Source organism: Lactiplantibacillus dongliensis, assembly GCF_005405105.1.
GTDB lineage: Bacteria > Bacillota > Bacilli > Lactobacillales > Lactobacillaceae > Lactiplantibacillus > Lactiplantibacillus dongliensis.
This window is the reverse complement of record NZ_BJDK01000016.1, coordinates 1-15,616: the sequence shown is the minus strand read 5'-3', so window position 1 is coordinate 15,616 and position 15,616 is coordinate 1. Positions and strand designations below refer to the sequence as shown.

Here is a 15,616-nt window from a genome sequence, read left to right as displayed (position 1 = left end):
ATGACGGTCCCAATGACTCAAAACACCGCCCAATTATTAGTTGCATGTCTCGAAAATGAAGGCGTCCAGTACGTCTTTGGTATTCCTGGCGAAGAAAATATTCACTTAGTCGATGCGATTAATAAATCGACAAAAATCAAATTCATTTTAACGCGGCATGAACAAGGGGCTTCCTTTATGGCCAGTGTTTATGGCCGCTTAACCGGTAATCCCGGCGTTTGTGTAGCCACCCTAGGTCCCGGCGCCATTAATTTATTGTTAGGCGTCGCGGATGCCGAAACCAACTCCACCCCCCTCGTTGCCATTAGCGCGCAAGGCGGCTTGGATCGGTTGCATAAAGAGTCCCACCAAGTCATCGACCTCGTCTCCATGTTTAAGCCGGTGACCCAATACGCCAACATGGTACTGACGTCTCACGCGGTGCCCGAAATGGTCCGCAAAGCATTCTCGATTTCCAAACGCGACAAGCCGGGCGCAACGTACCTGTCAATCCCCCAAGACGTTGAGATGGCGCCAGCTGATGCTGATAGCAAGCCCTTACCGATTGCCCCAATTTCCGTCACCCAACCGACCGCCAGTGATATCGACAAGGCCGTTAAGTTAATCGCCGGTGCCAAACACCCGATTATTTTGGCTGGCGATGGGGTCACTTGGAAACACGCGGAACAATACGTCCAACAACTAAGTGAACTCTTAGATATTCCCGTTGCCACTACCTTTATGAGTAAGGGGGTCTTGTCCGACCGGCATAAAAATGCTCTCGGGGTCGTGGGCTTCATGCGCAAAGACTATGAAAACTTTGCCTTTGATGATGCTGACTTAATTATCGCGATTGGCTTTTCGATTCAGCAATTCGATCCAAAGAAGATCAATCCGCGGGGTGACAAGCAGATTATCCATATCAACATGTTCCGTCAAGATACCGATAGTCATTACGATGTCACACTCAACATTATCGCCAACATCCGACCAAGCTTAGCCGCCTTAATCGCTGCACTAAGAGAACAGGATATTCACTACGCTAATCGCAAACCAGTCATTCGCGAAATGATTCAAAAAGAACTTGCCACGGGAGCCGCCAGTGACGCATTCCCAATGTTGCCGCAAAAAATCGTTAACGACACCCGCGCTGCGCTAGCCGATGATGACATCGTACTAGTCGATACCGGGGCCGTTAAGATGTGGATGGCGCGGCTGTATCAGACTTACCTACCCAACACTTGCTTAATTGACAACGGCCTGTCAACGATGTCCTGGACATTGCCCGGAGCATTAGGCGCTAAACTCGCCTACCCAGACCGCACGGTGGTCGCCGTGATGGGCGATGGGAGCTTTATGATGAATTCCCAAGAGATCGAAACCGCAATGCGCGAAAAGCTACACCTGGTCATCGTCATTTGGGAAGATGCTTCATATGGCTTGATCAAGTGGAAGATGGACATGGAGCTCGAACACCATGATGAAGTCGACTTCAGTAATCCAGACTTCGTCAAATACGCTGAAAGTTTCGGTGCCGTGGGTTACCGCGTAACAAAAGCCAGCGAGTTCGAACCAATGCTGAAACAAGCCGTTGCCGCTAAGACTGGCGTGCATATTATTACGGTGCCGGTTGACTATCGTGAAAACTTGAAGTTAATTGAAAAACTTGGAAATACGACGATTCGAATTTAACCGCTAACTTCTAAATACCAGTACAGCTTAAAATGATCGCTAACAACTTGTTAGATGGCAAGTCGTTAGCGATCATTTTTTAGACTTACTTGACTAGTCTTCAATAGCTACCCCACTTTTATCATTAACCCAGTGTCACTTTGTATATTGACTTACCAAACTAATCCCGTGCTTATCGCTTGATAACCGCAACAATTCAAGGCGTTAATCCATTTTTACAGCTGATTTTATGGCATAATGAACCCGATATCAGTTGAAAGGAGTGGTCAACTATGCGACCAGGCTTATTACTTGTAAATACCGGTTCACCCGCATCGCCGCAAACTGCCGACGTCAAACAATATTTAACGCGTTCTTTAAGTGATCCCAATATCACCACACTGCCACCAGCATTGTGGCAGCCCTTATTGCGCGGTTTGATTTTGCCACTACGCACTTGGCATTCAGCCGCCTGCTATCGTGATAGTTGGCTGGCAGCTGGTTCGCCACTAGTTATCCGGTCGCGGCAAATCCGTGATTTAGTGCAAGCTAACTTACCACATTGGAAAGTTAGCTTAGCCATGACTTATGGTGAACCCGCCATCGGTCAGACATTAAAACACATGGCCGCCGCGGGGTGTCCGCAAGTAATCGTCTTACCACTCTTTCCGCAATACACCCAAAGGACCCATCAGTCCATTTTGACCCAAGCCGAAGCCAGTGACGTGCCCATCACATTCATCAAACACTTTTACGATGAACCCGACTATCTACAACTGTTGGCCGACCAAGTGCAAGCTAGCTATGACCAACATAATTATGACCGGGTCATTTTCAGTTATCATAGCATTCCCACGGCGATGGTGCGCCATGGTGATCCCTATTTGCAAGAATGCTTGGCGACCACTAAAGCCGTCCTACAACGGTTGCCTGATTTACCAGCGGAGCGTGTCAGCACTGCGTTCCAATCCAACTTTGGCCCATTGCCATGGTTGAAACCGGCCCTAAAGACTGAGCTAATGACCCTCGTTGAAAAAGGACAGCGCAATGTTCTCATTGTGACCCCTTCGGTTGTTGTCGACTGCCTAGCAACGATCGAAGAAGACCATATTCAAAACTACCAGACTTTTCGTGCCAGTGGCGGCAATCGCTTTGACCTAGTGCCACCAATGAATGATAATCCGCGCTTTAGTCAATTTTTAGCGGACTTGGCCACACGCTGGTGGGCAGCACAAATCCATGACGCCTAACGTTGCGGTTGAATGAGTCGAGCTCAGTAACCGGCTGGTAACAGTCAGTTGCCAGCTTATTAGCCAGCCTTTCATTGTCCTGTTCATAGCGCGTCAAAAGGGCCTACCCCGGTTCCAGACGAGTATCCTCGCAGGTGACATCGTGATGGCCTGCTACCTACATATCCGACTATCATTGTGGCAACGATTAGGCTTAACCGAGCCAATCAGTTACACGACTGTTGCTGATTGCCCTCATCAGGAATTCCCTGATTGCGCCCCCGCCATCAACCACATATGCTAAACTATAACTAAATTAATTTTAGGGGGCCTGCAACATGGGGGCATGGCATTTTTGGCGGGCTGGGACTCGCCGTTTTTATCAGCACTGGGGTAGTTACGTGGCACTAGTTTTTGGCACTAACTTAGCCATTAGTTACCTGGCGATTCCATTCTTTAACTGGGCTTTGGAACAGTTATTGAAGTGGCAAGGCGTGGCCTACGTTTCCTATACCAATTTTGGCCAGATTATCGTTAAGGAACCATTAGCCTTTATTGGTATGCTAGGGTTACTACTAGCAGTGATCATTTTAGTTTACTGGCAATTCGCCTTTCTACTTTTGGGCATCATCAATATTCTTAATGGGCGGCCAGCAACGGTCCGTGACGTGTTGTATGACACGGTTCGCAGCTTGAATCACACATCAATCGGGACCTTCCTATTCTTTATCGGTTACTTTATCGTGATTTTGCCATTTGGGAGTTATCTTTTTACCACACCGCTCCTAAATAAAGCGCAGATTCCAGCTTTTATCGTCAGTTATTTACTTGATAATCCGTGGTTAGCCGTGGCCTTGGCCGTCTTCTATCTCGGCGCTGGCTATCTGGGGGTCCGCTTAATCAGCCTATTGCCACTCATGATTATCGACCAATTGCCGTGGCGACAAGCGGTTAAACGGAGCTGGCACCAGACGCAGCATCGTATCTGGCGGTATCTCTGGCACATGCTCGTCATTTTGGGTATGATCACGCTGACGGTATCGGTCATTTATAGTGTCATCTACGCCGCTCAGCTCGGTTTCGACCGCACCCACTGGGGGATGGCCGCCGCCACCGTTAACTTATTCATCATGGAAGTCGTCACGGAAATCATCATCTGCTACACGACCGTGTTATTTATGATGCTCATCATTGCCTGTTACCGACAAGATTTAACCTTGCCCATGCAAAACCAGCTCCGGTTCAACGAGGCGCCACGTCTTAAACGACTGACTCGTACGACCGTCATCATCGGTTTAACGTTAGCAAGCGGTCTGCTAGTTGCGTTTAACTTAATCTATCTAAACGGTCTTGCCATCACCCAACCGTTGATGATTGCCCATCGTGGCGTCGATAATGGTAATGGGGTTCAAAATACGATCCCCTCGCTACTTAAGACCAGTCGCGAGCATCCCGACTACATCGAAATGGACGTGCAAGTCACTAAAGACCACCAATTTGTCGTGATGCACGATACTAATTTAAAAAAATTAGCGGGCATTAAGAAAAAGCCCGCACAGTTAACCTTGCAGCAGTTGACTAAATTAACGGTCCACGAAAACGGCTACCAAGCTAAAATTCCTAGCTTCGACCACTATCTAACCGTCGCTCATCAGCACCATCAAAAACTATTAGTCGAAATCAAACCGACGTCAGCGTACACCCGTCAAGACACAACGCGCTTCATTAAACAATATGGGAAAACACTACGCAAAAATCATGATCAAGTGCATACCCTCAGCTACAACGTCATGACGGATCTAAAAACGCAAGACCCGCATCAATTCGTCAATTACATCTTGCCCTACAATCTGACTTTCCCCTACACGAGCGCTAATGGCTATACGATGGAAGCGACCACGCTGAACGATCAATTCGTCAACAAAGCCGACCGCAATCATCAAAAAGTTTACGCGTGGGATATCGACGACACCGACTTGATGGATCAGATGATGTTCATGGGCGTCAACGGCATCATCACCGACAATCTACATGAGATGCAAGTCGAAGCCAAGGCTAATACCAATCATCCCGGTTATTCGAAACTACTCTTAACTTTTATGAATGAATTGAGCTTAACCTCTAATGAATAGCACCTCAAAGCCCCCGCTAGCAAATGTTAGCGAGGGCTTTATGTATTAGTTGGCTAAACTTGTCACTCTGGTTGGCCCAGAATCGGCTGGAACGTGGTGGCCACGTTTGCGAGCCAAGGACGGTCTCGCAAGCCGGGCTTGATCTAAGTGCCCCAAAACCGGGCCACTAAGATCAACGACACCACTGAGCCAATTCTGGACCGCCCGACGTTAATCATCAGGTATCTATAAATAACTGCTTAATATAATCAATTCGAACAGTCACACAATCTTGCAGGACCACCCAACAATAGCACTTATTCAGCGCAGGGCGGACTGGATGACGCTCAGTGGTGTCGTTTGACTTAGGCCGGGTGGTCTTTCCCGACCTTAGTCAAAGCCCGATTTGCAAGACCGCTTTTCGGCTTGCAAACGTGGCCACCACGTTCCAGCGTCAATCCAGGCCAACCGTAGCGGCAACATACCACCACACTTAAGCTTGAGCGCTCCGGCGGGCAGGCTGACTTAACCAGTCTTGAATCGTGGCCACAATTTCAGTTGGCGCTAATTGATCGGTTTGAATCACCAAGTCCGCCGCGGCTTCGTATAAAGGTGCGCGCTGGTGCTTTAACGCTAATAAAGCCGCCGTGTCTAGGTCATTAACCAACGGCCGACTAGTATCATGGGCGACACGGTCAAGAATCGTGGTGTCGTCCGCCGCTAAACAAATCACGGGCACCGGACTAGCTGTCAAAATTGCCGCATTAGCCGGAATCGTCGGCGTCCCCCCACCCGTTGAAAGGACGCCGGGTTGCGCTAAAGCGCCACGCAAGGTTTGTTGTTCCAACTGCCGGAAGTACCCTTCCCCATGCTGCTCAAAAATCGCCGTAATCGCTTGACCGGCCCGTTCAACAATCATGTCATCCAAGTCGGCATGCTGCGTGGTAAGTTGATCCGCCAATAGCCGACCGACCGTAGTTTTGCCACTACCCATAAATCCAATTAAAATTGCTTCCATATTAATTTCTCCTCACAATCTGATAATCTGCTTGTTGTAATACCGACGCCGCTTGATCACGCGTAGCGGCATCACCAAACGTAACTTGTAAGACACCATCGACTTCTTCTCGAATCTCTAAAATATGAATATTCACTAAACTTAACCCTGCGGCAGCCAAGCGTTGGGTCACATCAGCAATCGCACCGGTCTGATCCGGAATATTTAAAAATAAATCAAAGAAGTTAGGTAGACTGCCCAGATGTTCCGGACCTAAATGATCACGAGTCGTCTTGGCGGCAGCGAAAAACGCATTAATTTGAGGCGCATCTTGCTGTTCAATCGCGGCTTTAATGGCAGCTAATTGGTCAATATAAGCCTGTAATTGGCTGGTTACGACTTGCCCGTTGTTCAATAAAATCGACTGCCACATGGTCGGATCAGCTGAGGCGATTCGGGTAATGCTTTTAAAGCCCCCCGCCGCTAACCGTAGCCCTAGCGGTGAATCAGCCAACGCCTGTTGCGTTTGATTCACTAACGCCGCGGCCACCACATGTGGCAAATGACTGAGTTGACCGACTAAGCGATCATGTTGTTTCGGCGTCACCGTGAGCCATTTAACATGTGTGCCCACTAATAAAGCTTGCAACTGCTGGACGGCGGCTTTAGGCGCCAAACCGGGAACTAAGAAGTAGTATGCATTTTCAAATAAATCCGCGCGGCCCGCCATCACGCCCGACTTATGCGAGCCAGCCATTGGATGCCCACCCACAAAGGCTAACCCCCGTTGTTGTAACGGTCGCGCGGCGGCTAAGACGGTCTGCTTCGTACTGCCGACATCAGTGATCACCACTTGTGGTTTTAACGACAAGGTCGCTAAAGTCGCTAAGTCATCACAAATCACAGCCACTGGTCCAGCTAGAATAATCACATCAGCCGTCACCGCTGCAGTTGAGAAATCAGTTGTCACGTCATCAACGAGCTGACTTTGTTGCGCATAGTCAAGTGTTGCTGGCACCACGTCACTGCCCACAATCGTGACGTCTGGATGCGCTTGGCGAATCGCTAAGGCCAGCGAACTGCCAATCAGGCCGAGCCCTTTAATCAGTACTTGCATCATACCAACACCTCCGTTGACGGTAATAATTGTTGTAGATCATGGAAGAAGTTCGGGTACGAAATGCTAATGGCAGCGGCATTTGCCAAAGTTAACGGTGTCTTCAGCCGCAACGCTGCAATGGCCATCATCATCCCAATGCGGTGATCGCCATGGCTGTCTAATTGCGACGTTTGCACCTGCCAAGCCCGCCGCCCATCAATCACGAAACCATCGGGCCGTTCTTCAATCGCCACCCCCAACTTACGCAATTCCGTCACAATCGTCGCAATGCGATCCGTTTCCTTGACCCGCAATTCACCAGCACCGCTAATCCGACTCACCCCATTGGCGGTTGCTGCCAATAGTGCCACCAACGGTAATTCATCGATTACCGCTGGAATATCGGCGGCCGTTAAGTCAAGCGGCTGTAACTCAGTCGCGGCTACCGTCACATCACCGAAGGGTTCACCCGTACTAGCAGTCGGCGTAATTGTGACATCCCCACCCATGCGTTGTAACACCGTTAATAATCCAGTTCGTGTGGGATTTAGACCAACATTATGCAATCGCACGCGTGAACCGGGTACGATACTAGCCGCCGTTAAGAAGAAAGCGGCTGACGATAAGTCCCCCGGCACGGTCACATTTTGTCCCCGCAAATTCGGTTGCGGCTGAACCGTAATCGTCTTGCCATCCGCGGCCGTCGCAATCTCGCCACCAAAGGCTTGCAGTAAGCGCTCGGTATGATCACGCGTCGGTAATTTTTCAATAATCGTACTTGGCTGATCGGCTTGCAGCGCCGCCAAGATTAACGCACTTTTGACTTGGGCACTGGCAACTGTCATTTGGTAATTAGCGGCGTGTAGGTGCTGGCCGTGAATCGTCATTGGTAAATGACCGTTAACTAGTGCTAATTTGGCACCCATTGTGGCTAGTGGCTGCCGGACCCGTTCCATCGGCCGCTGACTAAGCGAGTCATCGCCAACAAGCGTGCTGTCAAACGGTTGCCCAGCCAGCAAACCTGCTAGTAAGCGCGTCGCTGTACCTGCATTCCCCATATCTAACGCTTGCTTGGGCGCCGTCAAGCCGTGAATCCCGCGACCAGTAATCTGCACGGTCGTTGACTCCCGGTTAATTTGCACGCCAAGCGCTCGCATAGCGCCTAACGTTGACAGACAATCGTCCGCGGGTAAAAAGTTGGTTAACGTGGTCGTCCCTTGGCTAATCGCACCCAAGATCAGGCCACGGTGGGAAATACTTTTGTCGCCTGGAACCGTCAATGTCCCATGAAGGCCATTAGCGGGTTGACTGCTTAATTTTTTCATTCATCGTCATCCTTAATATGATATAAACACCAGACCATCGCGGGAGTTAAGCGTTTAACTACCCGTTCATTGGCCGTTAGTGTGACATTTTTTTCATTCGTTAAAACGTAGCCGGCTTGATTGGTTTGATAAAGTTGATAAGCCGCCACCTTACTTGGCGCCGTTTGCACGTCGACATGACTGACAATCCGTTGTAAGAGTTGGGCCGTCGCGGCATGCGTATAGCCGATGCGATTATCCGCATCCAACCGTTGTACGACCACTAACGGGTTCAATTGGGTCATGAAGCAACGCGTCAACGTCATCTTATCAAGTAACGCATAGTGGACATCTCCCCAACTTGCCTGTAACGCCGGCGACTTAAACGCGGCCGGTAGCAGCAAGTAGTCGCCACTGTAACGTTCCAAATGGGTCAAGATCGCTTCAAAGCTCGGGTGGCCAACAATGGTCATTGGTGTCACCTGAGGCAACTGATTATAAGTTTGCGCCGCCGCATAGCTATCAGTGGCGGCAGGACCTAACGTATGCATCCGCATTGGCTAGTACGCTTGTAATTCAGCGCGGTAAGCTTGTACCATCGCCTGTAACCGACTCAACTTACTGCCATCAAAGGTTGCTGTAATGGCGCGCGCCAGTTCAATCGCCACCACGCTTTCGACAACGATTGACGCGGGCACGATGGCGGTCGTATCTGAGCGTTCAACACTAGCCTTTTGAATCGCCTTTGTCTGAATATCAACACTTTGTAACGGTTTGTAGAGGGTCGGGATTGGCTTCATCGCCGCCTTAATAATGATGGGCATCCCATTGGTCATCCCACCTTCAAAGCCGCCCAGATGATTCGTCAACCGGGACCACCCGTTTTCAGCGTCCCAATCGATCTCATCCATCACTTGACTGCCGTAACTGGCGGCCGCCGCAAAGCCATCGCCAATCTCAACGCCCTTCATCGCATTGACGCCCATCACAGCGGCAGCCAATTGCCCATCCAACTTCGTATCCCAGTTGGTGTAACTGCCTAAGCCCGCGGGGACATTGGTGGCAACGACGCGAATCACGCCACCTAGCGTATCACCAGCTTTTTTAGTGGCCGTAATGAGGTCATGAATATCAGCCACTTGCGCATTATCGGTAATCCGTAGATCATTTTGGGCAATGGCTTGGGTCAATTCAGCGACTGACAAGCTCGCTTGGGAATCAACTTGAATTTGACCAATCTGTTGCACATAGCCGACTAAGTCGATGCCGAGTTGCGCTAATAATTGCTTACAAATCTGACCAATCGCCACCCGCATCGCCGTTTCACGAGCAGATGACCGTTCTAAAACATTGCGTAAATCACGGTGACCGTACTTCATGCCGCCAACGAGATCCGCATGACCAGGTCGGGGCCGAGTCACTTGCCGCAAAGTGTTATCTGCGGTTGCGGGACTAGTTGGGTTCATAATCGCGTGCCAATGTGCATGATCGCGATTTTGAATGGTTAACGCAATCGGTGAGCCCAGAGTCACGCCATGCCGCAAGCCACCAGTAACGGTGACCGTATCGTGCTCGATCTGTTGCCGATTACCGCGGCCAAAGCCACCTTGCCGCGCAGCTAAGCCGGCATTGATAGCCGCGATATCTAGGGTTAATCCGGCTGGAATGCCGGTTAAAATGCCAGTCAATTGGGGGCCATGTGATTCACCGGCCGTCACGTAATTAATCATGTGTCAATTCCTCCTTATGCTGAGTGGTGCTAGTCGTCATGGTCGTCGTCGTTTGCCGCGCACTTTGGTAGGCCCGCGAATTTAACATAATCGCTTGGTAAATTGCTTGTAAATATGGCGTATGGGCAGCCGTTTGACTCTTTTGTGCAACTTGATCTAAAACGCGATCTTCACGTTGCTGATCTAAGACTGGTAATTGTTCAGCTTGTTTTAAGTCGCCAATCGTGGTGACCGTATCAAAGCGCTGATTGAGTAGCCGGACGATTTGTTGGTCAATCTGATTAATGTGTTGACGTTCGTGAGCCAAGGATTTCGTTGGTCCTAATGCCCAGACTGCCAAGGCCACTAAAGCCACGCCAGCTAAGCCAATCACTAAGTCAAACCGCATCGCCGCACCAATACTTTGCTTCGACAACCAGCCGGTAATCAACGGAATTGTGAACGCCGCGATACTGCCGAATGTGAAGAAGACGCCGGTCACGGTTCCTTTAGCTTGAGGGTAAAGCCGGATAAATAAGTTCAATCCAACTTGCATCATGCCCCCAGCGGCAGTAAATCCAAAGACGAATGATGCGACGATCGATAACCACGGCCAACTCGTGTAACACACCACCAGCAATGCGACTAATGAGCTCAAGTTCATCGTCAGCAATACTTTATTTTCCGCCGCCCCGCGATGCAACAACCAGAAGGTGACTAACACACCAGTAATCGAACCGATACTGTACAGCGATAATAGTAAGTGCGCCAATACTCGCGAGTAGTTCAACTCGCTGGTCACGAATAAGCTGATCCATTGCGTGTATAAGATCATCACAGCCATTGACGTGTAGCCGTAACCAGCTAAGCTAGCACTGGCTAACCAGCGACGGGCTTTGGATAATTGTTGACCCGCAGCTTGGGCGCTCGCATCGACTTGATTACGCACTGGAAACTTTTGCCGATTCAGTAAGACCACATTGACGATCAAAACGACGGCCGCTAACATAAAGGACCAGCCGTACCACTGACGCGTTGTTTCTAGGCTGGCAATCAATAACGGTAAGATGAATTCACCAGCGGACATGAAGGCTTTGATCAACACGTTAGCGGACCCTTGCCGACCGCCCATTTCGATGAAGGTCGTGTACGTTCCGGAATCTAACGCCGAGTTGGCAATGCCGGCTAGAATTGCTAAGGCATAAGCCACTTGAATGTTGGTGACCACTGCCATCCCTAAGAAGAAGACTAAGTAACTCAGCATCCCAATATTAATAAATAACTTACGACCATAACGATCGGACAATTTGCCGAATAGGAAATAAGCGAACAAACGCCCCATCCCAATCCCCGAAACCACGTAAGAAACGGTGGCAATTGGTGTTTGCCAGTGCTGACTCAGGGCCTGCATGTTTTGCGTTAAAATAATTAACCCAATCCCATGAACAAAGTAATTCAGGTATAAACTCAACGATAATGCTCTCTTATGCATGTTAACCACTCCTTAAAATTAAAAACGAATTAGAATAAAAAAAGCCAGCTAGATTTAGAAAATCTAGCTGGCTTAAAAAACCATGCAGGAATAAATGACGTTTATTCCCAGCTAGACCTTCACGTGTCTAGCTGGTCAAAGACAAAAATGACTTTGCTCACCTTAGACACGGGCGTGTTTACCGCCCGCATCTAAGAAACTAATGCGGACGCTACCTAAAGTAATAAAAGCCATAATAATACGCGTTAGTTGACCAAAGTTGTGTCATAATTATCTTTCCTTTCCGTTAAGTTGATATTTATATTAAAACATTCTCATTTATAACTGTCAATACTAATTTCATTTTAATTTTATTCATCATTAAAAAAAGTAAAATAAAAGCCGTCGTAATCAGTACGACTACGGCGACATGAAACGAATTGGCTTGAATATACGTGCTGATAGTTTACTTCGTTCCAATGACCAAGTTTACCAGAACCAAGTTGCGTCACAATTGCAACCGCGTTACAGTCAGTTAACAAAAGCTCAAAGAAACCATTAAGGGAATCAAAGACTTTAATCTTACTTACGGAGGCTATCACTCATGTTACATAAAATTGCCGTACTATCGGATATTCATGGCAACGCCACTGCCCTAGCTGCGGTGCTAGCGGATGCCAAACAACAAGCGGCGACCGAGTTTTGGACAGTCGGCGATATTACCGTGCGCGGCCCGGAAGCTGAACGCTGCATGACCTTACTGGATCAAGTTGCCCCCACCGCTTACGTGCTAGGCAATCATGAACAGAACTATCGTAAAGTTTTAACTGCGACCCCTGCTACGTTTAACCAGCCGAAACAAATTATGGCCACGATTTTAACGGCTTATGACCGCGCCCAATTATCAACCGCCCATTTTGAGCAATTAGTCCACCTCCCGCTCACTGTGACCAAACAAGTCGGCGGCCTAAAGATTCGCTTGCAACACGTCTTGCCAAACTTCGCCAGCGGACATACGTTAGCGCCAACTGAAGCCCAAGTTAATTTTGACCAGGCTGCTACGGGTGATCCGGATATCGTGATTTACGCGCACACACACCAACCATTGATGCGTTACTCAACTAATGGCCAGGTAATTTTAAATGCGGGCACGGTCGGCCTACCAACCGCCGTTCATCCGCAGCTCCGGCAACAGCGCGCGATGTATTTACTATTGACGTTCGACGATCACGGCCTCCTAGATATTGGTTATCGCCAAGTCCCGTTCGACTGGCAAGCCGCGATTCGAATCGCTCGTGATCACCAGCTCCCCTACTTACCATTCTACGAACAAACCTTAGTAACGGGAGCATATCAGTACGCCCCCAGTGCCGTCGCCGCCTATAATGAGGAGCATCAGCTAGCTAGTCAGGCAGCGCAGATTTTGACCGATTTGCAAAATGGAAAAATTAATGAAAATCAGAAGTAAATCCTTTCAATCTGACCAGATTTCTGTATACTGTTTAAGTCAGCGTGAATCCGCGCCGATGTAACAGGAGAGGAGCACTGCAACATGTATTTCAAGAAAGCAACCCTCGATGATATTGATACAATCATCGACATTTTAAGCGACGGCCGTAACCAATTGGCCGAAGCCGGCGTGAACCAATGGCAAGGCGACTACCCATCACGTAATCAGATTACCGAAGATATTATGGGTGGATCGGCCTATCTCTTCAATGAAGACGATAATGCGACTGTTGGCGCTGTTGCCGTCGTGCCGTCACCCGACACGACCTATGATACGGCCAAAGCCACTTGGCTGAACACGACCGAACCATACCGGGTCATCCACCGTGTGGCCATTCATTCCAGTAAAGCTGGTCATGGTTACGCCACCCAACTCTTTGAAAAAATGATTGATCACATTATCCGCCGTCATCCCGATATTAAAAGCATCCGGATTGACACCCATGCTGATAACTTACCCATGCAACATTTGATTGCTAAGATGGGCTTTGAACGAGTCGGCGAAATGGTCGGCGTTTATCACCAAGATGACGTTTGCTATGTTTATGAAAAGTTAATTAAGTAAAGTCAAGAAGCCTGTTTAGCTTAAATCACGTGCTGTGATTAGTTAAACAGGCTTTTTTAATTACGTTTATTAAAACAGGCCATAAAATTGGGGTTACCGCCCTTCAGAAAGGCCACTCATTTAACCCCCGCTTCAAAATCGATTGCTGTAAAAAATAAGCCAATTGAGCCTGGCGCGCCGGTCGATCTAAAAAGACATAACTACGCGGGGTTACAAAATTATCAAAGTTCATTCTAAGCGTTTTTAACCCAATCAGGGGAATTTGTACCCACTCAGTAATTGGAATCGCCAAATCGCTTCTATGGGCCTCAAAATAAGCATCAGGCTTTTCGCTATTCTCATTTTGAAGTTGCCAACCCATTTGTGCTAACACGTTAACTCGAACGGGTTGGGCACACTTCATAAACAGATTGACACCACCTTGCGGACCAGTCGTATAGACAAACGCTTGAAATGGCTGCATTAAAAAGCGATGTCGATATTCAACGACTTTGGTCTGCGCGACAATCGCTTGCGTGTTTTCTGGATGTAAAGACAGTAATACTGTCGGTAAAGCTGAATCGTAAACTGTTTTAACTAGGGTCATTTTAGGTCCTCATTTGACAAAAAGATTGATACGTTAAAAATTAGTCTATCAATCTTTATTCTGTTAATCAATACTTGCCATTAGCTCGATCTGAGTAATCATGGTTTAGCTGGTGTAACTTACAAAAATCAAATCAGTAACTGTCTTGAAAGTCTCGGATTACCCTATACCACTTTTGTTTGATCTTCCGTCCTTAGCCGGAAACGTCGCTATAGTTCCAACCATTAGTAAAAACAATGACAAAGCGAATAACTTTCATGCCAAGTCCCTTTCAAATGCAGTATAGACGCCCTAGCCTTGAATTATATAAGCCGATAAAATGGACTTTACCGGCTTATATGGGGCAGCTTCAGCATAACCGAGTTCGACCCCGATCGCCGGTATCGAACCCTTTCGACGACAGCCTCGTTTCCAAATCTAAAAAATCAGCTTTCAAAAACTGATTATTATATCGTTGATATGCTCTGTTGCAACGGTAAAAAAAAGACACCACACTTAAAGTATGATGTCTCTTCATATCGTAACTACGTATGTAGCAATGATACCGGCGATCGGGGTCGAACCGATACTCCCTCAACGGGAACTGGATTTTGAGTCCAGCGCGTCTGCCAATTCCGCCACGCCGGCATAAAAAAGAATTGGACTTAATGCTATTTGCTGATCAGGTTTACAACCCTTTCAGGAAAGGCGGTAACCGGATTTGAACCGGTGATGAAGGTTTTGCAGACCTCTGCCTTACCACTTGGCTATACCGCCATCATTTTTGCCCAAACCCAATTGGGTTAGCTGGATTCGAACCAGCGCATGATGGAGTCAAAGTCCATTGCCTTACCACTTGGCTATAACCCAATCAAAGGGCGGTATGTGGGAATCGAACCCACGCGTGCCGGAGCCACAATCCGGTGCGTTAACCACTTCGCCAATACCGCCATCATGGCAGGGATAGTAGGAGTTGAACCCACATCGATGGTTTTGGAGACCATTGTTCTACCATTGAACTATATCCCTATGAAAAATGGAGGGGAGTGGATTCGAACCACCGAACCCGAAGGAGCGGATTTACAGTCCGCCGCGTTTAGCCAGACTTCGCTACCCCTCCATAAATGGCGCGGGACGGAATCGAACCGCCGACACATGGAGCTTCAATCCATTGCTCTACCGACTGAGCTACCGAGCCAAATTACATTTTTCATGATGAAGTCTATTAAATTAGTGATGAGTAAACTCATCATATGGAGGATACAGGGCTCGAACCTGTGACCCTCTGCTTGTAAGGCAGACGCTCTCCCAACTGAGCTAATCCTCCATGATGACCCCTACGGGATTCGAACCCATGTTACTGCCGTGAAAGGGCAGTGTCTTAAACCACTTGACCAAGGGGTCATA

At 48.4% G+C, this 15,616-nt stretch carries 12 protein-coding genes and 9 tRNA genes; 5 read left to right on the top strand and 16 right to left on the bottom strand.

The window, feature by feature from the left end; genetic code table 11:
• From FFM80_RS07350 to FFM80_RS07340, 3 genes are all read left to right on the top strand, one after another.
• On the top strand, positions 1-1,671 hold the full coding sequence (locus FFM80_RS07350; protein ID WP_223877317.1) for an acetolactate synthase large subunit: 1,671 nt from the start codon (positions 1-3) through the stop codon (positions 1,669-1,671).
• Between the two features lie 272 nt (positions 1,672-1,943).
• Complete coding sequence (gene hemH / locus FFM80_RS07345; RefSeq protein ID WP_137640212.1) at positions 1,944-2,900, top strand: ferrochelatase; 957 nt, start codon at positions 1,944-1,946, stop codon at positions 2,898-2,900.
• A gap of 317 nt (positions 2,901-3,217) precedes the next feature.
• Positions 3,218-5,011 (top strand): glycerophosphodiester phosphodiesterase, encoded by a 1,794-nt coding sequence (locus FFM80_RS07340; protein ID WP_137640211.1) that lies wholly within the window; start codon positions 3,218-3,220, stop codon positions 5,009-5,011.
• A gap of 472 nt (positions 5,012-5,483) precedes the next feature.
• On the opposite strand, the gene FFM80_RS07335 is transcribed toward FFM80_RS07340, so the two are convergent.
• Genes FFM80_RS07335 through FFM80_RS07310 form a run of 6 tightly spaced genes read right to left on the bottom strand, consistent with a single transcriptional unit; the run spans position 5,484 to position 11,591 of the window.
• Positions 5,484-6,008 (bottom strand): shikimate kinase, encoded by a 525-nt coding sequence (locus FFM80_RS07335; protein ID WP_137640210.1) that lies wholly within the window; start codon positions 6,006-6,008, stop codon positions 5,484-5,486.
• Position 6,009: 1 nt separating this feature from the next.
• Entirely contained in the window at positions 6,010-7,107 is a 1,098-nt protein-coding gene (locus FFM80_RS07330) for a prephenate dehydrogenase (RefSeq protein ID WP_137640209.1), read from the bottom strand.
• On the bottom strand, positions 7,104-8,411 hold the full coding sequence (gene aroA / locus FFM80_RS07325; protein WP_137640208.1) for a 3-phosphoshikimate 1-carboxyvinyltransferase: 1,308 nt from the start codon (positions 8,409-8,411) through the stop codon (positions 7,104-7,106). The genes FFM80_RS07330 and aroA overlap by 4 nt, the downstream gene beginning before the upstream one ends.
• The gene (locus FFM80_RS07320) at positions 8,408-8,947 is read right to left on the bottom strand and encodes an amino acid biosynthesis protein (RefSeq protein WP_137640207.1); all 540 of its coding nucleotides are present in this window, start codon (positions 8,945-8,947) and stop codon (positions 8,408-8,410) included. Before FFM80_RS07320 ends, aroA begins: the two co-directional genes overlap by 4 nt.
• A gap of 3 nt (positions 8,948-8,950) precedes the next feature.
• Positions 8,951-10,120, bottom strand: a complete 1,170-nt coding sequence (gene aroC, locus FFM80_RS07315; RefSeq protein WP_137640206.1) for a chorismate synthase — start codon at positions 10,118-10,120, stop codon at positions 8,951-8,953.
• Positions 10,113-11,591 carry an MFS transporter gene (locus FFM80_RS07310; protein ID WP_137640205.1) on the bottom strand — a complete coding sequence of 493 codons (1,479 nt, stop codon included), beginning with the start codon at positions 11,589-11,591 and terminating at the stop codon, positions 10,113-10,115. The genes aroC and FFM80_RS07310 overlap by 8 nt, the downstream gene beginning before the upstream one ends.
• A gap of 583 nt (positions 11,592-12,174) precedes the next feature.
• Here FFM80_RS07310 and FFM80_RS07305 point away from each other — a divergent pair.
• Both FFM80_RS07305 and FFM80_RS07300 read left to right on the top strand, forming a co-directional pair.
• The gene (locus FFM80_RS07305; protein WP_137640204.1) at positions 12,175-13,038 is read left to right on the top strand and encodes a metallophosphoesterase family protein; all 864 of its coding nucleotides are present in this window, start codon (positions 12,175-12,177) and stop codon (positions 13,036-13,038) included.
• 84 nt (positions 13,039-13,122) lie between these two features.
• Positions 13,123-13,644 carry a GNAT family N-acetyltransferase gene (locus tag FFM80_RS07300; RefSeq protein ID WP_137640203.1) on the top strand — a complete coding sequence of 174 codons (522 nt, stop codon included), beginning with the start codon at positions 13,123-13,125 and terminating at the stop codon, positions 13,642-13,644.
• A 103-nt stretch (positions 13,645-13,747) separates the two neighbouring features.
• On the opposite strand, the gene FFM80_RS07295 is transcribed toward FFM80_RS07300, so the two are convergent.
• The 10 genes from FFM80_RS07295 to FFM80_RS07250 all read right to left on the bottom strand — a co-directional run bounded on the left by FFM80_RS07295 (position 13,748) and on the right by FFM80_RS07250 (position 15,613).
• Complete coding sequence (locus tag FFM80_RS07295) at positions 13,748-14,230, bottom strand: hypothetical protein (RefSeq protein ID WP_137640202.1); 483 nt, start codon at positions 14,228-14,230, stop codon at positions 13,748-13,750.
• Between the two features lie 542 nt (positions 14,231-14,772).
• Positions 14,773-14,857 (bottom strand) — tRNA-Leu (locus FFM80_RS07290).
• A gap of 58 nt (positions 14,858-14,915) precedes the next feature.
• Positions 14,916-14,986, bottom strand: a tRNA-Cys gene (locus FFM80_RS07285).
• A 21-nt stretch (positions 14,987-15,007) separates the two neighbouring features.
• A tRNA-Gln gene (locus FFM80_RS07280) sits at positions 15,008-15,079 on the bottom strand.
• Positions 15,080-15,086: 7 nt separating this feature from the next.
• Positions 15,087-15,159 (bottom strand) — tRNA-His (locus tag FFM80_RS07275).
• A 5-nt stretch (positions 15,160-15,164) separates the two neighbouring features.
• A tRNA-Trp gene (locus FFM80_RS07270) sits at positions 15,165-15,238 on the bottom strand.
• An 8-nt stretch (positions 15,239-15,246) separates the two neighbouring features.
• Positions 15,247-15,329: transfer RNA gene (locus FFM80_RS07265), tRNA-Tyr, on the bottom strand.
• Positions 15,330-15,334: 5 nt separating this feature from the next.
• A tRNA-Phe gene (locus FFM80_RS07260) sits at positions 15,335-15,407 on the bottom strand.
• 56 nt (positions 15,408-15,463) lie between these two features.
• Positions 15,464-15,536 (bottom strand) — tRNA-Val (locus tag FFM80_RS07255).
• A 4-nt stretch (positions 15,537-15,540) separates the two neighbouring features.
• Positions 15,541-15,613 (bottom strand) — tRNA-Glu (locus FFM80_RS07250).
• Positions 15,614-15,616: the final 3 nt, after the last annotated feature.